The organism is Nonomuraea sp. NPDC048892 (genome assembly GCF_040649735.1).
GTDB classification, from domain to species: Bacteria; Actinomycetota; Actinomycetes; order Streptosporangiales; family Streptosporangiaceae; genus Nonomuraea; species Nonomuraea maheshkhaliensis.
Genome location: NZ_JBEZFZ010000013.1, coordinates 254,181 through 273,220 on the forward strand (window position 1 = coordinate 254,181; position 19,040 = coordinate 273,220).

Sequence of the window (19,040 nt, forward strand, 5' to 3'; positions counted from 1 at the left end):
CCTCAGCCCCGGCCCGACTGGCGGTGCCAGACCAGGACGCGCCGCTCGGCCAGCACGAACAGCGAGTTCACCAGGTAGCCGAGCACGCCGAGCAGCGCGATCGCCGCCCACACCCCCGCCCCGTCGAAGCTGCGCTGGGCCTGCAGCAGCTGGTACCCGATGCCGTTGGAGCCGCCGATGAGCTCGGTGATCACCATGAGGATCAGCGCCAGCGACAGGCTCAGCCGCAGCCCGGCGAAGATCTTCGGCGCGGCGGCGGGCAGGACGACCAGGCGCAGGCGCTGCGCCCTGGTCAGACCGAAGACCGTCGCGGTCTCCGTGTAGCCGCGGTCGACCGACCTGGCGCCGTCCACGGAGTTGAGCAGGACCGGCCAGATCACCCCGAACACGATCGTGGCCAGCTGCGTGGTCAGCTCCACCTTGAACAGCAGCACGAACACCGGCAGCAGCAGCGGCGGCGGGATGGAACGCCCGAACTCCATCAGCGGGTCCACGTAGTCGGTCGCGGTACGGGACCGCCCGAGCGCCGTCCCCAGCAGCACCCCGATCACCGCGGCCAGCACCCAGCCGCCGAACATGCGGCCGAGGCTCGGCAGCAGGTTGCCGACGGCGTCCTCGGTGAGGAACAGCCGTCCGGCCGGGCCGGAGAACCACAGCGCGTGCATGCGGGCGATGATCGTCGTCGGCGGCGGGAAGTCCGTGTCCGCCAGGGCGCGGGCGGCGAGCTCCCACAACACGAGGACGAGCGGGATCACCCAGAGCCTGATGAGGGCCTTCACGACTCCGCCTCTCCCGTCCGCGCCCGATGCCAGTGGAACAGGCGGCGCTCCCCGGCCAGCAGCACCAGGTTCGCCGCCACCCCCAGCACCCCGGCCCAGAACGTGGCCGCCATCATGAGGTCCATCCGGTTGCCGCTCCCGGCCACGTTCACGTAGACGCCGATGCCGGCCACGCCGCCCGCCACCAGCTCGGCGCTGACCGCCAGCACGAGCGCGATCCCGGCCGCGATCCTGACGCCCGTGGCGACGAACGGGGCGGCGCTCGGCAGGCTCACCCGGACGAGTACGGCCAGCGGCCCGAACCCGAAGGCCCGCAGGGTGTCCTTGGCCATCGGGTCCACGTCGCGCATGCCGTACAGGGTGTTGATCAGGATCGGCCAGATGGAGGCGTACACGATGACCGAGACCTTCATCAGCTCGTCCACCGGGATCAGCAGGATCGCCAGCGGGATGATCGCCACGGACGGGATCGGCCGCAGGAACTCCAGCACCGGCCTGATGGCGCGCTCGGCCGGAGGCAGCGCGCCGAGCAGCACGCCCGCGGGCACGGCCACCACGGTGGCGGCGAGCAGGCCGAGCACCCAGTTCGTCAGCGTCGCGAGCGCCCCTTCCAGGAAGACGCCGTCCGCGAGCAGCTCCCATGCCCCGAGCAGGATCGCGGACGGCGCGGGGAAGACCAGCCCCTCGCCCAGCCCGAACCGGATGAACAGTTCCGCGGCCACGAGGAACCCCGCGACGCCGGCGGCGCCGCGGAGCGGGCGCGCGGCGATCATCCGGTGGTCGGCACGATCATCGACTTCACGTCCACGGGACTCTTGAGGTACCCGTATTCGAGCATGAGGTCGGCGACCTTCTGCAGCCGGGCCGCGTCGAGCGAGGTCGGGAAGGTGCCCAGGGCGATGGCCGCCGCCGTCTTGGCGTCGATCTTCGTGTACGTCGGCAGGACCGCCTCGACCTCCTTCCTGTCGGACGACGCGAGCTGCTGCGCCTTGGCGATCGCCCGCTGGAAGGCCGCCAGCGTCCTGGGGTTCTTCGCGGCCCAGTCCTCACTGGCCATCCAGCCCGCGATCGGAAACTCCGCAGTGGGGCCCGTCATCGTGTCGGCGATCGTGCGGAAGCCGAGCGCGTTCTTGTTGGCCGTGATGAACGGCTCGGTGATCCAGGCCGCGTCCCCCTGACCGGAGTTGAGCGCGTTGCCCATCTCGGGGAACGGCTTCTCGATGAACTTGATGTCGTCCGTGCTCAGGCCGGCGGCCTTGATCTGAGACGTCACCGCCAGGGTGGCGATGTTCTGGAGGTTGTTGACCAGCACGACCTTGCCCTTGAGGTCGGCCACCGACTGGATGGGGGAGTCCTTGGGCACCATGATGGTGAAGGTGTTGGGCGCCGCCTGGTACATGTCGGCGACCAGCTTGATCTTCTTGCCCTGGCCCGCGGCCAGGATCGTCGAGACGTAGTTGGTCTGCGAGATATCCAGGGCGCCGCTCTCGATCTGGGGCAGCGCCACCGCGCCGCCGGTGATCGTCACCGGCTCCACGGTCAGGCCCTCCGCCTTGAAGAAGCCCTTGGCCTGGGCGATGTAGAGGGCGGCCGGGTCGGGGATGGGCAGGGCGCCGACCTTGATGGTGGTCTTCTCTAAACCGGTGCCGCCGGCGGCCGTGGGAGTGGGGGAGTCGCCGCCGCCGCTACACCCGGAAAGGGCCAGGGCCAGTCCGAGGACGACGGCCGGGATTCGTGATCTCATGCGTTCTCCTACCGGGGGGGTTATCGCGTCATGGAGAGCGACTGACGTCACTGGCCCGGAGCGTACCCGAATGATGATCAATTGGGCACCGTGCGAACGGCCCGGCGGAGAATCGTTCCTGTGGAGCAACGTGCGGGGCAGGGCCGCTCCCGTACGGAACCGGCTCTGCGGAGAATCGCTCCTGTGAAAGACGACAAAACGCCGCCGCCGTACGGATGAGACGGTTGCTCGTCCGTACGGCGGCGGCGTCGTGTGCTGCCGGTGATCAGGCGGGCCGGGACACGTACCTGCCCGCCGGAGCGCCCACGATCTTGCCGGAGTCCAGCACCCGGTGGCCGCGCACGAACGTGTCCGTCACCCTGGCGGTCAGCTCGAACCCCTCGAACGGCGTGTACTCCTGCGTCGACTCCGAGTCCTGCGCCCGCACCGTCCACGTCTGCGCGGGGTCGACCAGGCAGATGTCGGCGTCGAAACCGGGTGCGATCGTGCCCTTGGTACGCAGGCCGAACCGCTTGGCCGGGTTCCACGAGGTCAGCGCGGCGATGCGGCCGTACGGCAGCCCCCGGCGGCGGCCCTCGGTGACCAGGCCGGGCAGCAGGTACTCGGCCCCGCCGAACCCGGACTTCGCCAGGAAGACGTTGTCGCGCGGCTCACCGAACTTGACCTCGTCGCGGCAGCAGGCGTGGTCGCTGACGACCCAGTCCACGGTGCCGTCGAGCACGTACTCCCACAGGGCCTCGACGTCCTCGCGCGGCCTGATCGGCGGGTTCACCTTGGAGCCGATGCCGTTGGCGGTGTCCACATCGGCGAGCAGGTGGCCGATCGTGACCTCGCGGCGGAAGTCGATGTGCGGGAACGTCGCCGCCATGCGTACGGCGGCGTCCATGGCCTTGCGCGACGAAAGGTGCAGCAGGTTGACGTTGCCCAGCCCCGTCTCGTGGGCGAGGTAGGAGGCGATGAAGACCGCCAGCCCCTCGGAGTGCGGAGGACGTGAGGCGCTGTAGGCGGCCAGCCCGCTCAGCTCCCCGGCCTCCTCCACGAGCTTGGTGTAAGCCGTCATGATCTCGGCTGTCTCACAATGCAGTGACAGCGAGATCTCGCTCGCCAGCTCGGGCAGCCGCTCGCGGGCCGCCTGCACGCCGCGCATCACGAACTCGAAGTGCGCGTAGTCGTAACGCTCGCCCTCGGGCAGCATGAGGAACGAGCTCTGGTCGTCCGAGCGCCCGTGCAGCCCGTGACCGCCGTAGAACATGAAGATCTTGAACGACGGCACGCCGAACCGCTCGACCAGGTCGGGCAACTCGCCGATGTGCCCGCTCGACATGGGCGCCAGGTGGAACCCGTAGTCGACGTAGGCCCTGCCCTCGGCCTGCCGCAGCACCTCGGGGTAGAACTCGGCGTAGGGCCCGCCCTTGTTGAGGTAGTACTGACCGGTCCGCATGTAGGTGAGCGCGGTGGTGACGCCGCCCTGGGCGCTGGCCCGGCTCTCCGACTCGGCGTCCTCCGGCAGCGGGTTGTAGATGCCCCAGTGCTGGTGGGCGTCCACGACTCCGGGGAAGGCCAGCCGGCCGCCCCCGTCGATCACCTCGCCCGCCGTGGACAGCCCCGGCTCGACCCGGACGATCCGGCCGTCCTCGATGGCGACGTCCGCGTCGATGGGCTCGTCGCGGTCGTGGGTGACGACCTTCACGTTCTTCAGCAGCAGCTCGCTCACGGGCGTGAACTCTCCTATGCGATGCGGTGGGCGTCGCGGTGCCAGGCGAGCACGCGCCGCTCCACCATGAGAAACAGGGTGTTGAGTACGTAGCCGAGCACGCCGAGCAGCAGGACTCCGGCCCAGATGGCCGGCATGTCGGCGTTGTTGCTGGCCAGGTTGAGGAGGTAGCCGATCCCCTCGGTGCTGCCCTTCAGCTCCGAGATGATCATCAGGATCAGCGCCAGCGACACGCTCAGCCGCAGCCCGGCGAAGATCTTCGGCGCGGCCGACGGCAGGATGATCCGGCTGAACCGCAGGTGAGCCGGCACCCCGAAGACCGTCGCCGTCTCGATCTTCAGATGGTCGACGCTGCGCGCGCCGTCGATGGAGTTGAGCAGAATCGGCCAGACGATGCCGAAGACGATGGTCGCCACCTGCACCTGGGTGCCCATCGTGAACAGCACGAGGAAGACCGGCAGCATCGCGGGCGGCGGCACCGCCCGGCCGAACTCGATCAGCGGCGAGACGTAGTCGGCCAGCCAGGAGCTGCGGCCGATCGCCACTCCCAGTGCCACGCCCACGATCACGGCCAGGCACCAGGACCCGGTCACGCGGACCAGGCTGGGGACGAAGTTGTCGATGGCCTCGTCGGTGAGGATGTACGGCCCGGAGAACCACATCTCGTACATGCGGGACAGGATCTTGACCGGGCCCGGCAGGTACGGGCTCTCGGCCGAGAGCGCGGTCAGCTCCCACGCGATCAGCACGACGGGAACCAGCCAGAGCCGTTTGACCAGGGTACGGATCATGCCGTCCGCCACTTGAACAGGCGCCGCTCGGCGCGCAGGAGCAGGGTGTTGACGACGAGACCGATCACTCCGGCCCAGATGAGCGCCGCGATCACGTCGATCATGGCATCGGCGCCGATGCCCGTGCTCGCCTCGATGAGGAAGCTGCCGATGCCGCTCGACCCGCCCACGATGTACTCGAAGCTGACGGCCAGGATGAGCGTGATGCTCGCGGCCAGCCGCACACCGGTGGCGATGAACGGGGCCGCGCTCGGCAGGGACACCCGCCAGATGACCGCGCCCTTGCCGAAGCCGAACGAGCGCAGCGTCTCCTTGCCCAGCGGGTCCACGTCACGCACGCCGTACAGCGTGTTGATGAGGATCGGCCAGGAGGCGGCGAAGACGATGAGCGCCACCTTGGCGTTGATCTCCGGCTGGAAGAAGAACAGCCCCAGCGGGATCAGCGCCACCGAGGGGATGGGCCGCAGGAACTCCACGAACACCCGGGTCATCTCCTCGACGGCCGGGACCGTTCCCAGCAGCAGCCCGATCGGCACGGCGATCACCACGGCCAGCGGCAGCCCGATGATCGCGGCGACCAGCGTGCCCCGCAGATCGTCGAGGAAGACCGGGTCGACGGCCAGCCCGACGGCTCTGATCAGGGTGTCGATCGCCGGTGGCAGCCACTTCACCATGCCGGACATCCCGAGCAACTGCCAGGCGAGCAGAAAACCCGCCACGCCGACGGCGTGGCGGGTGACCTTGATGAGTTTCGCGCGGGCGAGCGGAGTCCGCTCGCGCCGCACTGCGGTGATCGTGCTCATCATCCCTGAGGGGCGGTGTAAATCATTGACTTGACGTCAATCTGCTTCTTGAGCATGCCCGCGTCGAGCATGAGGTCGGCGACCCGCTGGATGCGGTCGGCGCTCAGCGTGGTCGGGTAGTTGCCCAGGTTGATGGTCGCGGCCGTCTCCGCCGGGATCTTGGTGAAGGTCGGCAGCACCTTGGTCACCGCACTACGGTCAGTGGCGGCGATGTTCTGGGCCTTGGCCATGGCGCGCTGGAAGGCGGCGAGCGTCTTCGGGTTCTCCGACACCCACTTCTCCGTGGCGGCCCAGCCGGTGATCGGCAGACCGTCGGTCGGGCCGGACATGGTGTCCAGCAGCATGGTGGCGCCGAGCGTCTTCTTGGCCTCGCTGACGTACGGGTCGGTCATCCACACCGCGTCGACGTCGCCCTTGTCGAGCGAGCTGAGCCAGTTGGTGGTGGGAACCTCGACGTACTGGATGTCGGTCTTGGGGTCCAGACCGGCGATCTTGAAGTGCGGGTTCATCGTGAGGACGCCCAGACCGGCCAGGGCGTTGACGCCGACCTTCTTGCCCTTGAGGCCGGCGACGTCCTTGATGGTCGAGCCCTTCTTGACCATGATGCCGAACGCACCGGCCGCACCCTGGTAGGAGTCGGCGATGTACTTGAACTTCTCGGTGCCCGCCTCCTGGATCGTCAGGATGGTGGCGTAGCTGCCGAGGACGACGTCCATGGTTCCGTTGGAGAGCTTGGGCAGCACCGCCTGCGGAGCCTGGATCGGCTCCTGCTTGACGTTGAGGCCCTCTTCCTTGAAGAAACCGCGCTCCATGGCAATGAAGAGAGGGGCGGAGTCCGCACCGGGGTACTGGCCGATCAGCAGGTCGGTCTTCATTTCCGAGGAGGCGCTGGTGGTGCCGCCTCCTTCGCCCGAGCTGGAACACCCCGTGATGACGAGGGAAGCGACGAGCCCAATCAGAGCAGTGCGCCCTAATGCACCGAACCGCATTGCGGGTCTCCTTTGAACCGAGGGGGGTGAGTGCGAACGGGAGTGTTCAACGACGGTGGCACCCTAGCGCAGCCAGGGCTTCTTACCGCATCCAGTCCACCGGAAATTAACGAGATATATACACATATAGAGTGATATTGCCCGTTTTGTCCGATTATCTGGAGTGCCCGCCTTGGCCTGGGGGGCTGGGCGACAGGTGTTGACTTATGAGAAGATTGTCGGATTGCGTGGCAACTGAGATCTTTGCGGTATTGGCCGATCTCCTGTTGATGTGCTCCAATTAGCTCTCGCCCCAAGGGTGCGTCGGCGTCACACTGCAAACACCGGCATGACGTGATCTTCGTGCACCAAACCATCCGAGGAGAGGTTGCGGAGGCAAGTGAAGAGTGTTGTCCCCTCTGTGGGCGGGGATCAGGGCTTAACTGATGGAGCCCCCCAAATGGCATCCCATAAACCACAGACGCAGGCTCCGGGCAAGGCCGCAGGCGGCAGCCGGAAGGCGGGGGCCCGCTTCTCTCTGCGTAACTGGCGCGTGCGCTCCAAGCTGGTGGTTCTGGTCGTCATCCCGACCATCGCCGCACTGACGCTGGGCGGCCTGAGGGCTGCCACCTCGATCGCCACGGCCAACGAGTACGCACAGGTCAACGAGGTCGCGGTGCTGGCCAGCCAGCTGACGGGCCTCGCCCACGAAGTGGAGAGCGAGCGCGACCTGAGCGCGATGTACGTCGCGCAGGGACGCAGAGGCGGCACCCCCTCGAACGTGAAGACCCAGTACGAACGGGTCGACAAGCTCGTCACCGACGTCCGAGGCGACGTCGATACCTTGAGCACCGAGGACAGCCCCCATGCGGCCGAGGCCCTGATCATCAAGAACCGGCTCGACGAGCTGGCCACGTCGCGAGAGACCGCCATGGACTCCCAGCTCGACGTGAACTCGGTCATCACCCTCTACGACCGGACCATCTCGGACCTGTTGTCGCTGAACGACAAGATCGACCGAGGCGCGGTCGACGAGGAGCTGTCCGCCAGCGTGGCCGGCTTCGGCGCGCTGTCCCGAGCCAAGCAGTACGTCTCCACCCAGCGCGCCCTGCTCGTGGCCGCGCTGGCGACCAGGTCCTTCGGCAAGACGGCGCTCGACGACTTCATCGCCGCGCGTGCCCAGAAGAACAGTGAGCTCAGCACCTTCAGGTCGCAGGTCTCGCTGAAACTTCGCCAGCTGTACGACGACACCGTCAGCGGCAAGGCCGTCGACCGCGCGGAGATCCTCTCGCAGCGCGCCCTGGTGCTCCAGAACGCCGGCCTGTTGCTGACCGACCGTCAGATCGGGCTCACCCGAGACGGCAAGGCCTGGTACGACGCCATCACCGAGACCGTCGACGGGATGCGCGAGGTCGAGCAGCAGGCCGCCGACAGCATCGTGCTGCGCAGCCGCACCCTGGAGGGCGCGGAGCAGCAGAGTGCCATCATCGCGGCGGGCGCGATCGTCCTCCTGCTCATCCTGGTCCTGCTGGTCACCGTGATCATGGCCCGCTCGCTCAGCGGCCCCCTGCGCAGGCTGCGCAGGGAAGCCCTGTTCATCGCCGGCCGCCGGCTGCCCGACACCGTCCGCCAGATGCGCGAGACGGAGACGGCCGTCGACAGCTCGGACGTCGAACCCATCGGAGTCGCCTCCAACGACGAGATCGGTGAAGTCGCGCGGGCGTTCGACGAGGTGCACCGTGAGGCGGTGCGGCTGGCGGGCGAGGAGGCCCGGCTGCGCAGCAACGTCAACGCGATGTTCGTCAACCTCTCCCGCCGCAGTCAGACGCTGGTCGAACGCCAGATCACCCTGATCGACGGTCTGGAGCAGGGCGAGCAGGACGAGAACCGGCTGGGCAACCTGTTCAAGCTGGATCACCTGGCCACCCGTATGCGGCGTAACAGCGAGAACCTGCTGGTCCTCGCCGGCCAGGAGCCCCCTCGCCGCTGGAGCAAGCCCGTCAAGCTGGTCGACGTGGCCCGCGCCTCGCTGTCCGAGGTCGAGAACTACGAACGCGTCGTGCTCCAGGTCCCCGACGGCGTGGCCGTCGCCGGACAGGCCGTCAACGACGTCATCCACCTGCTCGCCGAGCTGGTCGAGAACGCGCTGTCGTTCTCGCCCCGCGAGACCAGGGTCACCGTCTCCGGCAGCCGGATCGACGGCGGCGGCGTGATGCTGTCGATCACCGACTCCGGCATCGGCATGACCGCCGACGAACTGACCCAGGCCAACGAACGCCTCATCGACGCGCCCAGCGTGGACGTCTCGGTGTCGCGCCGCATGGGCCTGTTCGTGGTCGCCCGCCTGGCCCACCGCCACGGCATCCGGGTGCAGCTGCGCCCGCACGGCTCCGGCGGCCTGACCGCGATGGTGCTGATCCCCGAAACCCTCCTGGGCTCGCAGTCCCCCGCCTACCCGGCGGGCGGGAACCAGGGCATGCCTTCGATGCCGTCCATGCCTTCGATGCCGTCGATGGACTCGCGCGACGACAGCTTCGGCTTCGGCTTCGGCGGCCAGCAGCCCACCCCGCCGCCTCCTCCCGTACCCCAGTGGGGCGGCGGGGGCGACTACCGGCCGGGACCCGGACACCCGTCCTTTCCCTCCCAGCCGAGCGTGGACATGGGCTGGCCGTCCGAGCCGCGCGGCAACGGCGGCGGCGGATACGAGAGCAGGGACGTGTGGGTGCCCTCGCGTACCCCCTCCAGCCCGATGGGCAGCTGGGGGAACGGCGCCTCGCTGCCCCAGCGCCCGGCCGCCGACGAGCGCCAGGACATGGGCTGGGCCGAACCGGCACCGTCCGATCTCGGCCCGCGGCGCTCACGCTTCGACCTGCCCGAGGCCGAGTCTGCGGCCACCGGACCCATACCCGTCGTCAAGCCCGCCTCCTCGGGGGACGAGTACCTGCCGATCTTCGCCTCTGTCGAATCCGCCTGGTTCGAGCAGAGCGCCGAAGGCGAGGCCACCTGGGGTTCGGCCAACGCCGACGCCGGCTGGAGCGCCGCGAAGGCGGTCGTGGAGCCCGTACGTGACGGTGCCACGGCGGCGGGACTGCCCAAGCGGGTGCCCAAGGCCAACCTGGTGCCCGGCTCGGCGGACACCGTGTCGGCGCCCAAGGGTGTGGCGCCCATGCCTTCGGTCTCGCCAGAACGGGTACGTAGTCGTCTGTCGAGCTTCCAGCAAGGCTTCAGGGCAGCACGGGACGACATCAGCGAGGGAAGAACGTATCCCTCCGGTCCGAGAAGCGTTGAGAGCAGGGATGAGCGCGCATGAACGACCTGAGCCAGTCAGCACGTGGCGTCGATTGGTTAATCACGGACTTCGTCAGCACGGTGCCGGGGGTAGCGCACGCGGTGGTGGTGTCGTCCGATGGTCTGCCGTTGGCGGCGTCGGCGGGTTTTCCGGCTGATCGTGCCGATCAGCTGGCCGCCATCGCGTCGGGATTGGTGTCTTTGACGCAGGGTGCGGCGCGGGTGTTCGAGGGTGGTGCGGTCAATCAGACGATCGTGGAGATGCAGCGCGGGCTGATGCTGATCATGTCGATCAGCGACGGCTCCTGCCTGGCCGTCCTGGCCGCTCCCGACTGCGACATGGGTCTGGTCGCGTACCAGATGACGCTGATGGTCGACCGCGCCGGACAGGTGCTTACTCCGGCTGTGCGCGCGGAGTTGCGCGCCAGCCAGACCAGGTGATGTAGGTGTCGAATCCCACGTGGAACAGCGGCGGATGGAACAGCGGCGGCTGGGAGCCGCCGCCTCCACCGCCGTCGAGCTCCGACCCGGCCTCCCCGGTACGGCCTTATGCCGTGACCGGCGGACGGACGGCGCCCCGGGTCAAACTGGCGATGGAGGCCCTGGTGTCCTCGGCGACGGCCGAGCACCGGGAGTTCTCGCACATCACGCCCGAGTACAAAGCGATCAGCCAGCTCTGCCTCCAGGTGAGATCCGTGGCCGAGGTGTCGGCCCTGCTGCGGATCCCGCTCGGGGTGGTGCGGGTGCTGATCGCCGACATGGCGGCCGAGGGTCTGGTTCGGGTGCATCAACCGCAGCTGGAAGCGGGTAGGCCGGACGTCAACCTGCTGGAAAGGGTGCTAAGTGGACTTCGCAGGCTCTAGCCCCGGTTTGACCTCGACCAAGATCGTGGTCGCCGGCGGTTTCGGAGTGGGCAAGACGACGTTCGTCGGCGCGGTGTCGGAGATCATGCCGTTGACCACGGAGGCCGTCATGACCGATGCCTCCGCCGGGATCGACGATCTGGGCATGACGCCGCTGAAGTCGACCACAACCGTCGCCATGGACTTCGGCCGCGTCTCCCTGGATCGTGACCTGATCCTCTACCTGTTCGGCACCCCCGGGCAGCACCGGTTCTGGTTCATGTGGGACGACCTCGTCCGCGGCGCGATCGGCGCGGTCGTGCTCGTCGACACGCGCCGGCTCGCCGACAGCTTCCCGGCCATCGACTATTTCGAAGAGGCGCAGCTCCCGTTCATCGTGGGGGTGAACGGGTGGGACGGCTCCTACCCGCACAGCGACTCCGAGGTGCGCGACGCCCTGACGCTGGCGCCGCACATCCCGATGGTGCGGCTCGACGCCCGCTCCAAGGACTCGGTCAAGAGCGCTCTGATCAACCTGGTCGAGCACGCTCTCACCGTCAGGATGGCCGTGCCAGGCTGGAGCGGCTAGCGGAGCGGATAGGCTGGAGCCTTAGACGTACTTTCGCTTCGAGGACTGGCCAACCACGTGTTCGAGACGCTTTCCGACCGGCTGACATCGGTCTTCTCCTCCCTCCGATCCAAGGGGCGGCTGTCCGACGCCGACATCGACGCCACCACCCGCGAGATCCGCATCGCCCTGCTAGAGGCCGATGTCGCGTTGCCGGTGGTCAAGGCGTTCGTCGCCCAGGTCAAGGAGCGCGCCCGCGGTTCCGAGGTCTCCCAGGCGCTGAATCCGGCGCAGCAGGTCGTCAAGATCGTCAATGACGAGCTGATCGGGATCCTCGGCGGTGAGACCCGCAGGCTCCGCTTCGCCAAGACCCCGCCCACCGTCGTCATGCTGGCGGGCCTCCAGGGCGCGGGCAAGACAACCCTCGCGGGCAAGCTCGCCCGGTGGCTGCGCGAGCAGGGCCACGCGCCCATGCTGGTCGCCGCCGACCTCCAGCGGCCCAACGCCGTCCAGCAACTCCAGGTCGTGGGCGAGCGCGCCCAGGTCGCCGTCTACGCGCCCGAGCCGGGCAGCGGCGTCGGCGACCCGATCGAGGTGGCCCGCCGCTCCATCGACGAGGCCCGCCGCCTGCAGCACGACGTCGTCATCATCGACACCGCCGGCCGCCTGGGCATCGACCAGGAGATGATGAAGCAGGCCGCCGACATCCGCGACGCGGTCTCGCCCGACGAGGTCCTGTTCGTGGTCGACGCCATGATCGGCCAGGACGCCGTCACGACGGCGCAGGCGTTCATGGAGGGCGTCGGCTTCGACGGCGTCGTGCTGACCAAGCTCGACGGCGACGCCCGCGGCGGCGCCGCCCTGTCGGTCCGCCACATCACCGGCCGGCCGATCATGTTCGCCTCCACGGGCGAGAAGCTCGAAGACTTCGACGCCTTCCACCCCGACCGGATGGCCTCGCGCATCCTCGACATGGGTGACATCCTCACCCTGATCGAGCAGGCCCAGAAGACGTTCGACGAGGAGCAGGCCGCCAAGATGGCCGGCAAGCTCACGTCGGGCGAAAACTTCACGCTCGAGGACTTCCTCGAGCAGATGATGATGGTCCAGAAGATGGGGCCGATCAAAAACCTGCTCGGCATGATGCCCGGCATGGGGCAGATGCGCGACCAGATCAACTCCATCGACGACCGTGACCTTGACCGCATCGCGGCCATCATCCGCTCGATGACCCCCGGCGAGCGTCAAGACCCCAAGATGATCAACGGCTCGCGCCGCGCCCGCATCGCCGCCGGCTCCGGCGTCACCGTCAGCGCGGTGAGCAACCTGATCACCCGCTTCTTCGAAGCCCAGAAGATGATGAAGCGGATGGCGGGTGGCATGGGCATCCCCGGCATGCCGGGCGGCCGGGGCAAGGCCGGCAAGGCCCAGAAGAAGGCCAAGAAGGGGCGGCGCGTCAGCGGTGACCCGCGCAAGGCCGCCCTCGGCAAGGCCCCCGCGGAGCGTCCCGCCGAGGAGGAGCCCAAGCCGGGCGGGGTGCTCGGCAACCTCGGTGGGAAGCTGCCGCCGGGGATGGAGCTGCCGCCGGGCTTCGACCCCTCGAAACTCCGCCTCCCCGGCCAGAAGTAACCACCCGCGGCGCCCTGGGCGGCTCTTCTGCCTGGGGCGCTCGGATTGTCGGACTTTTGCGATGCACTGTCACCGACAAGTCGTGGGCAGTGCCGTCGATCTGGCACAATGACATGTTGGAACATCGTGACCAGGCGGGTGCCCTCTCACCTCCCGCAGGTCACGCCTGTCCCTGGAGCGTCATCCCGTCGTGCCCCACTCGGCGAGGTGCCGTTCACCCACGCTCGAATGCAGGAGAGACCACACCCGTGGCAGTCAAGATCAAGCTCAAGCGGCTCGGCATGATCCGCAACGCTCAGTACCGCATCGTCGTCGCCGACAGCCGCACCAAGCGTGACGGCCGTGCGATCGAAGAGATCGGCCTGTACCACCCGAAGAACGACCCTTCGCGCATCGAGATCGACGCTGAGCGTGCCGCTTACTGGCTGAGTGTCGGCGCGCAGCCGACCGAGCCGGTGCTCAAGCTGCTGAAGCTCACCGGTGACTGGCAGAAGTTCAAGGGCGAGCCCGCCCCTGCGCCGCTCAAGGTCGCCGAGCCCGCGCCCGACCGTCACGCCCTCTACGAGGCCGCGGCCAAGGAGGCGCTGTCCGGTGGCGACACCGGCACGGCCGCCACCACGGCGAAGAAGGCCAAGAAGAAGGACGAGGCTGAGGCCCCCGCCGAGACCCCGGCCGAGGGCGAGGCCTGACGTGCTCGAGGAGGCTCTCGAGCACCTCGTGAAGGGCATCGTCGAACATCCTGACGATGTCCGGGTCCGCGCACGCCGCATTCGCAGCGGGCGCGTCCTGGAGGTCCGGGTGCACCCCGAGGACCTGGGCAAGGTCATCGGACGCGGCGGGCGCACCGCCAAGGCGCTGCGCACGGTCGTGAACGCCCTGGCCGACGGGAAGTACGTACGGGTCGATCTGCTCGATCTGCACGAAGCAGTCCGTTAGCGTCAGGTTTTCGCGCCCTCATCGGTCTCGTTCCGATGGGGGCGCTCCGCGTTGATACAGAAAGCAGGTTCAGGTGCAGCTGGTCGTCGGCCGGATAGGCCGCCCGCACGGGGTCCGCGGTGACGTGACCGTGGAGGTGCGCACCGACGAACCGGAGCTGCGCTTCGCCGCCGGTACGGCGATCCGGACCGATCCGCCGGAGCGGGGGCCGCTCGTCGTCGCCGCCCGCCGCTGGCACAAGGGCATGCTGCTGCTGTCCCTGGAAGGGGTCACCGACCGCGACGCCGCCGAGGCGCTGCGCGGCACCATGCTGGTCATCGACTCGGCCGAGGTGACGCCGTCCGACGACCCCGACGAGTTTCACGACCACCAGCTCATCGGGCTTGAGGTGGTGACCGTCGCAGGCGAGCCGGTCGGGCAGGTGGAGGACGTCCTGCACCACGGCCAGGATCTGCTCGTGGTACGCCGCAAGGGCCAGGAGGACGCCCTCATCCCCTTCGTCCTGGCGCTGGTGCCCGAGGTCGACGTGGAGGCGGGCAGGCTGGTCGTGGATCCGCCTGAAGGGCTGCTGTGATGCGGCTCGACATCATCTCGATCTTTCCCGAGTACTTCGCGCCGCTCGACGTCTCGCTGATCGGCAAGGCGCGGGAGCGGGGCACGCTGGACGTACGCGTGCACCAGTTGCGTGACTGGGCTCATGACGTGCACAGGACCGTGGACGACACGCCGTACGGCGGGGGGCCGGGCATGGTCATGAAGCCGGAGGTGTGGGGCGAGGCCATCGACGCGGCCATCGGCGCGAGTGCGGAGGATGAGGGTCGCGCCACGCCGCAGACGGTCGAGTCGGCGACGGCCGCACCGCAAGCAGCGGCCCTGCCGCGGTTGATCGTGCCGACGCCGAGCGGGCGCCCGTTCACCCAGGAACTGGCGCAGGAGCTGGCCCAGGAGCCGTGGTTGCTGTTCGCGTGCGGTCGCTACGAGGGCATCGACTCGCGCGTCATGGAGGAGTACTCCGGGCGGCTGCGCGTGGACGAGGTCAGCATCGGTGACTACGTGCTGGCCGGCGGCGAGGTGGCGGTGCTGGTCATGGTGGAGGCCATCGGCAGGCTGCTGCCCGGCGTGCTCGGCAACGCCCAGTCCGTCGTCGACGACTCCTTCGCGCCCGGTTCCATGGAGAACCTGGTCGAAGGCCCGGTCTACACCAAGCCGCCGGTGTGGCGGGGCCACGCGGTTCCGGCCGTCCTGCTGTCCGGACATCACGGAAATGTCGCCCGCTGGCGACGGGACGAAGCGATCCGGCGTACCGTACGAAACCGGCCCGAACTCGCGGCGGAGCTCGACCCCGAGAAGCTGGACAAGCACGACAGGAAGCTCCTCGACGAGCTGTCGTTTCGCGTCCGCCGGAAAGATGTGGCAAACTGAATCGCTGCCGACCATCCTGCGGTCGGTGTTGCGTGCCCGGGAATGAGCGAGCCCGGGCCCCAGGAGACAGCAAGCGTGTCCGCTTCCGTCGCCGTGCCCGACTCGGGTGTGGCCGGGTGGACCTCCGCGTGCCCGCCAAACTTTGAGGAATAGACTCTCATGCACACGAAGATCCAGGAGCTCGAGAAGGCGACCCTGCGCGGCGACGTGCCGGCTTTCCGCCCCGGTGACACCCTCGAGGTTCACGTACGCGTCGTCGAAGGCAACCGGTCCCGCGTCCAGGTGTTCAAGGGCTTCGTGCTGCGCAGGCAGGGCAGCGGCGCCCGCGAGACCTTCACGGTCCGCAAGGTCAGCTACGGCGTCGGTGTCGAGCGCACCTTCCCGGTGCACAGCCCGGTCATCGAGAAGATCGTGCTCGTGACCCGTGGCGACGTCCGCCGCGCCAAGCTCTACTACATGCGTGACCTGCGCGGTAAGGCCGCCCGTATCCGCGAGAAGCGTGAGACGACGGCCGCCAAGTAACCATGGCGTTTACCGATGGCCCGCGCATCGCGCGGGCCATTCGGCTTTACAGGGCCGTTTCCTTTATGTGGAGCGACTCGTGCGTGGGTGTAACGTCGGTCGAGGCTTGTCGAGCCAAGTCATCATCTAGGCTCGTCAGCGATGACTAGCGAGAGCCAGGAGCACGGCGCTGTGCGCCGCCCTGTCGAGGACGAGGTGGACGTGGTCGCCGAAGAGACTCAGCAGCCTGCCAAGGGCGAGAAGAATGAGAAGAAGGGGTCGTTCTGGAAAGAACTTCCTGTTCTCGTGGTAGTCGCCTTGGTGCTGGCCCTGATCATCAAGACGTTTGTGGTCCAGGCCTTCTATATCCCGTCGGAATCGATGGAGAACACCCTGCTGACAAATGACAGGGTCCTGGTCAACAAGCTCGTCTACCACACTCGTGACATCGAGCGCGGCGACGTGGTGGTGTTTTCGGGAGTCGATTCCTGGGACGGTGAGTTCCAGCTGGAGGAGCCGTCCAACCCCGTCGCGGCGTTCTTCCGCTGGGTCGGCACGGCGTTCGGCATCGTGCCCGGCGAGAAGGACTACATCAAGCGGGTCATCGGCGTCGGCGGTGATCATGTCAAGTGTTGCGACTCCAAGGGGCGCATCACGGTCAACGGCACGCCCATCGAGGAAGAGAGCTATCTCTATCCGGGTGACGTGCCGTCCGACAGGTTCTTCGACATCACCGTGCCGCAGAACCGGCTGTGGGTGATGGGTGACCACCGTTCGGTCTCGCTCGACTCCCGCTCGCACACCGGCGACCCCGGCGGGGGCTCCATTCCCGTGGGTCAGGTCATCGGCAGGGCGTTCGTGATCGTCTGGCCGTTCGACCGGTTCTCCTCGATAGACATCCCTGACACCTTCGCCCAGCCCGCTCTCAACGCCCTCGGCACACAGGTGCCGCTGGTCGCGGGGTTCGGGCTGGCCGTACCCTTGGTGCTGGTCCGTCGGCGCCTGCGGAAGAGGCGCTGATGGCCGTCACCAAGAAGGCGGAGGGCGTGGGCAAAGAGAAGAAGAAGGGCAGTTTCCGCGAGACTGTTCTGCTGCTCGTCATGGGCGTGGGCATCGCGCTGCTGCTGCAGGCATTCGTGGTCGGCTCGTTCTACATTCCGTCGGAGTCGATGGAGAACACGCTGCTGATCAACGATCGCGTCTTCGTCAACAAGCTCGCGGGCGCGCCCGAACGCGGTGACATCATCGTCTTCAAGGGATGGAACGGCGAGGACACGATCAAGCGGGTCATCGGAGTCGGCGGCGACAAGGTGGTGTGCTGCGACAAGCAGAAGCGCATCACGGTCAACGGTACGGCCCTCGACGAGTCCTCCTACCTCTATCCCGGCGATTTCGCTTCCGGCGATAAGTTCGACGTCACCGTGCCCGCGGGAAAGCTCTGGCTGATGGGCGACCACCGCAGCGCCTCGGCCGACTCCCGGTCCCACATAGAGGAGCCCGGAGGCGGTTTCATCTCGGTGGACGCGGTGATCGGCACGGCCGTGGTCCGCTACTGGCCGCTGTCGCGAGGCTATCTTTTCTCCCGTCCCGACATCTTCGACAAGGTCAAGTAGGGGCCACTTCCGGTCGCGGATTGCGGCGAATGGGGCGTACGCTGCCTGTGTCATGACAGTTGCGTTCCGCCCTCGACCGAGCGTCGTCCGGCGAGATTCCGGACTCTACGCCTATGAGCGGGCGCTCGCTCGCCGCGGCCTCAGCCCGATCGCGGGCGTGGACGAGGCCGGCCGCGGCGCGTGCGCCGGGCCGCTCGTGGTCGCGGCCGTCATCCTGCGCAAGCAGGTCGACGGCCTGGCAGACTCCAAACTTCTCACCCCCCAGGTGCGCGAACGTCTCTACGAGCAGATCATCCGCGTCTCTCATGTAGGCATAGTGATCATCCCGTCGGGGGAGATCGACGCCAAAGGTCTTCACAAGTGCAACGTTTCAGGAATGCGGCGAGCTGTCGCACAGTTGCCCTGTGACCCGGAGTACATCCTCACGGACGGCTTCCCGGTCCCGGGGCTACCGGCGCCGTCTCTGGCCGTGTGGAAGGGGGACCAGGTGGCCGCATGCGTGGCGGCGGCGTCGATCGTGGCCAAGGTGACCAGGGATCGCCTCATGGTCACGCTCGACGAGCGCTACCCGCTGTACGGCTTCGCCGAACACAAGGGGTATGTCACTCCAGGACACCGGCTGGCGCTGGAAACGCATGGTCCGTGTCCTGACCACCGCTTCTCCTTCGTCACGGTGGCGAGGGGGATGGGTGAAAATGAAATGGGGGCCGGGGTTGCCTGACCAGGCGAACCGGGGGACCGGTACGACAGGAGGACCGCGATGAGCGCAGAGGATCTCGAAAAGTACGAGACCGAGATGGAGCTGCAGCTTTACCGCGAATACCGTGATGTCGTCGGTTTGTTCACGTACGTGGTGGAGACTGAACGGCGCTTCTATCTGACCAACTCGGTGGATCTCGACGTCCGTACCGCGGAGAACGGCGACGTCTTCTTCGACGTGAAGATGCAGGACGCCTGGGTGTGGGACATGTACCGGCCGGCGCGGTTCGTCAAGAACGTGCGGGTCGTGACGTTCAAGGACGTGAACGTGGAGGAACTCGCGAAGGCCGACCTGGAGATGCCCAAGGAGGGGTTCTCGGGGTAGGGGGCGAATGGAGGGCTGAGGGCCTGAGTTGGGGGCCGGGGGCCTGAGCCGGGGAGGGCCGAGGGCCTGAGCCGCCACCGACTCACGGCCGGCCCTGGCACACGCACGGCCACACCTTCCCCGAGGCCGTTCACTCCTACGGCCTCGCCGCGCGTGTGGCTACCACCGTTGATGACGCCGTTCGTTCTCACGGCGCCACCACGCGCGGCTACACCTGTTGACGAGGCCTTCCATCCTCACGGCCCCGCCCGTACGCGCATCTCAGAGTGCGTTCCGCGAGCATATGCCTGTGATGTCGCTATGTGATCGTATGGATTTGTAGCGTTACCGCCGGTCGGTGGGGTCTGCTGTGCTGGGA

At 67.7% G+C, this 19,040-nt stretch carries 21 protein-coding genes; 14 read left to right on the forward strand and 7 right to left on the reverse strand.

The window, feature by feature from the left end:
• Window positions 1–2: 2 nt before the first annotated feature.
• From AB0C28_RS35265 to AB0C28_RS35295, 7 genes are all read right to left on the reverse strand, one after another.
• The gene (locus AB0C28_RS35265; protein ID WP_357857871.1) at window positions 3–779 is read right to left on the reverse strand and encodes an ABC transporter permease; all 777 of its coding nucleotides are present in this window, start codon (window positions 777–779) and stop codon (window positions 3–5) included.
• A complete protein-coding gene (locus tag AB0C28_RS35270) occupies window positions 776–1,552 on the reverse strand; it encodes an ABC transporter permease (protein ID WP_357857874.1) in 777 nt (258 codons plus the stop codon). The genes AB0C28_RS35265 and AB0C28_RS35270 overlap by 4 nt, the downstream gene beginning before the upstream one ends.
• On the reverse strand, window positions 1,549–2,523 hold the full coding sequence (locus AB0C28_RS35275; RefSeq protein ID WP_357857877.1) for an ABC transporter substrate-binding protein: 975 nt from the start codon (window positions 2,521–2,523) through the stop codon (window positions 1,549–1,551). The genes AB0C28_RS35270 and AB0C28_RS35275 overlap by 4 nt, the downstream gene beginning before the upstream one ends.
• A gap of 265 nt (window positions 2,524–2,788) precedes the next feature.
• Window positions 2,789–4,237, reverse strand: coding sequence for a dihydroorotase family protein (locus tag AB0C28_RS35280; RefSeq protein WP_358080084.1), 1,449 nt, complete (start codon window positions 4,235–4,237; stop codon window positions 2,789–2,791).
• Between the two features lie 14 nt (window positions 4,238–4,251).
• Window positions 4,252–5,028 (reverse strand): ABC transporter permease, encoded by a 777-nt coding sequence (locus AB0C28_RS35285; protein WP_357857881.1) that lies wholly within the window; start codon window positions 5,026–5,028, stop codon window positions 4,252–4,254.
• Window positions 5,025–5,813 carry an ABC transporter permease gene (locus AB0C28_RS35290; protein WP_358080085.1) on the reverse strand — a complete coding sequence of 263 codons (789 nt, stop codon included), beginning with the start codon at window positions 5,811–5,813 and terminating at the stop codon, window positions 5,025–5,027. The genes AB0C28_RS35285 and AB0C28_RS35290 overlap by 4 nt, the downstream gene beginning before the upstream one ends.
• Before the next feature lie 17 nt (window positions 5,814–5,830).
• A complete protein-coding gene (locus AB0C28_RS35295; protein WP_346104685.1) occupies window positions 5,831–6,706 on the reverse strand; it encodes an ABC transporter substrate-binding protein in 876 nt (291 codons plus the stop codon).
• Between the two features lie 553 nt (window positions 6,707–7,259).
• Between AB0C28_RS35295 and AB0C28_RS35300 the strand changes: the two genes are divergently transcribed.
• The 14 genes from AB0C28_RS35300 to AB0C28_RS35365 all read left to right on the forward strand — a co-directional run bounded on the left by AB0C28_RS35300 (window position 7,260) and on the right by AB0C28_RS35365 (window position 18,682).
• On the forward strand, window positions 7,260–10,109 hold the full coding sequence (locus AB0C28_RS35300) for a nitrate- and nitrite sensing domain-containing protein (protein ID WP_358080086.1): 2,850 nt from the start codon (window positions 7,260–7,262) through the stop codon (window positions 10,107–10,109).
• Window positions 10,106–10,528: a roadblock/LC7 domain-containing protein gene (locus AB0C28_RS35305; RefSeq protein ID WP_346104683.1), complete on the forward strand. Its 423-nt coding sequence runs from the start codon at window positions 10,106–10,108 to the stop codon at window positions 10,526–10,528. Before AB0C28_RS35300 ends, AB0C28_RS35305 begins: the two co-directional genes overlap by 4 nt.
• Before the next feature lie 113 nt (window positions 10,529–10,641).
• Window positions 10,642–10,950 (forward strand): DUF742 domain-containing protein, encoded by a 309-nt coding sequence (locus AB0C28_RS35310; protein WP_106252093.1) that lies wholly within the window; start codon window positions 10,642–10,644, stop codon window positions 10,948–10,950.
• A 7-nt stretch (window positions 10,951–10,957) separates the two neighbouring features.
• On the forward strand, window positions 10,958–11,518 hold the full coding sequence (locus AB0C28_RS35315) for an ATP/GTP-binding protein (protein WP_106252091.1): 561 nt from the start codon (window positions 10,958–10,960) through the stop codon (window positions 11,516–11,518).
• A gap of 57 nt (window positions 11,519–11,575) precedes the next feature.
• Complete coding sequence (gene ffh, locus AB0C28_RS35320; RefSeq protein WP_357857892.1) at window positions 11,576–13,126, forward strand: signal recognition particle protein; 1,551 nt, start codon at window positions 11,576–11,578, stop codon at window positions 13,124–13,126.
• A gap of 248 nt (window positions 13,127–13,374) precedes the next feature.
• On the forward strand, window positions 13,375–13,815 hold the full coding sequence (rpsP, locus tag AB0C28_RS35325) for a 30S ribosomal protein S16 (protein WP_357857895.1): 441 nt from the start codon (window positions 13,375–13,377) through the stop codon (window positions 13,813–13,815).
• Window position 13,816: 1 nt separating this feature from the next.
• Complete coding sequence (locus AB0C28_RS35330) at window positions 13,817–14,062, forward strand: RNA-binding protein (protein ID WP_043634919.1); 246 nt, start codon at window positions 13,817–13,819, stop codon at window positions 14,060–14,062.
• Between the two features lie 73 nt (window positions 14,063–14,135).
• Window positions 14,136–14,636, forward strand: coding sequence for a ribosome maturation factor RimM (gene rimM, locus AB0C28_RS35335; protein ID WP_357857898.1), 501 nt, complete (start codon window positions 14,136–14,138; stop codon window positions 14,634–14,636).
• A complete protein-coding gene (gene trmD, locus AB0C28_RS35340) occupies window positions 14,636–15,484 on the forward strand; it encodes a tRNA (guanosine(37)-N1)-methyltransferase TrmD (RefSeq protein ID WP_357857901.1) in 849 nt (282 codons plus the stop codon). Before rimM ends, trmD begins: the two co-directional genes overlap by 1 nt.
• Before the next feature lie 159 nt (window positions 15,485–15,643).
• On the forward strand, window positions 15,644–16,006 hold the full coding sequence (gene rplS / locus AB0C28_RS35345; RefSeq protein WP_106251970.1) for a 50S ribosomal protein L19: 363 nt from the start codon (window positions 15,644–15,646) through the stop codon (window positions 16,004–16,006).
• A 195-nt stretch (window positions 16,007–16,201) separates the two neighbouring features.
• Window positions 16,202–17,005: a signal peptidase I gene (gene lepB, locus AB0C28_RS35350; RefSeq protein WP_357857905.1), complete on the forward strand. Its 804-nt coding sequence runs from the start codon at window positions 16,202–16,204 to the stop codon at window positions 17,003–17,005.
• Window positions 17,005–17,598, forward strand: a complete 594-nt coding sequence (gene lepB / locus AB0C28_RS35355) for a signal peptidase I (protein WP_358080087.1) — start codon at window positions 17,005–17,007, stop codon at window positions 17,596–17,598. The genes lepB (AB0C28_RS35350) and lepB (AB0C28_RS35355) overlap by 1 nt, the downstream gene beginning before the upstream one ends.
• 52 nt (window positions 17,599–17,650) lie before the next feature.
• A complete protein-coding gene (locus AB0C28_RS35360) occupies window positions 17,651–18,319 on the forward strand; it encodes a ribonuclease HII (protein ID WP_106251975.1) in 669 nt (222 codons plus the stop codon).
• Between the two features lie 39 nt (window positions 18,320–18,358).
• Window positions 18,359–18,682, forward strand: a complete 324-nt coding sequence (locus tag AB0C28_RS35365; protein ID WP_026215037.1) for a DUF2469 domain-containing protein — start codon at window positions 18,359–18,361, stop codon at window positions 18,680–18,682.
• Window positions 18,683–19,040: the final 358 nt, after the last annotated feature.

Coding starts and splice junctions, on each gene's coding strand:
- rplS (WP_106251970.1), top strand. CDS start 15,644: ATGCACACGAAGATCCAGGAGCTCGAGAAGGCGACCCTGCGCGGCGAC.
- AB0C28_RS35365 (WP_026215037.1), top strand. CDS start 18,359: ATGAGCGCAGAGGATCTCGAAAAGTACGAGACCGAGATGGAGCTGCAG.
- AB0C28_RS35300 (WP_358080086.1), top strand. CDS start 7,260: ATGGCATCCCATAAACCACAGACGCAGGCTCCGGGCAAGGCCGCAGGC.
- AB0C28_RS35360 (WP_106251975.1), top strand. CDS start 17,651: ATGACAGTTGCGTTCCGCCCTCGACCGAGCGTCGTCCGGCGAGATTCC.
- AB0C28_RS35275 (WP_357857877.1), bottom strand. CDS start 2,523: ATGAGATCACGAATCCCGGCCGTCGTCCTCGGACTGGCCCTGGCCCTT.
- AB0C28_RS35285 (WP_357857881.1), bottom strand. CDS start 5,028: ATGATCCGTACCCTGGTCAAACGGCTCTGGCTGGTTCCCGTCGTGCTG.
- AB0C28_RS35295 (WP_346104685.1), bottom strand. CDS start 6,706: ATGAAGACCGACCTGCTGATCGGCCAGTACCCCGGTGCGGACTCCGCC.
- trmD (WP_357857901.1), top strand. CDS start 14,636: ATGCGGCTCGACATCATCTCGATCTTTCCCGAGTACTTCGCGCCGCTC.
- AB0C28_RS35270 (WP_357857874.1), bottom strand. CDS start 1,552: ATGATCGCCGCGCGCCCGCTCCGCGGCGCCGCCGGCGTCGCGGGGTTC.
- lepB (WP_358080087.1), top strand. CDS start 17,005: ATGGCCGTCACCAAGAAGGCGGAGGGCGTGGGCAAAGAGAAGAAGAAG.
- AB0C28_RS35305 (WP_346104683.1), top strand. CDS start 10,106: ATGAACGACCTGAGCCAGTCAGCACGTGGCGTCGATTGGTTAATCACG.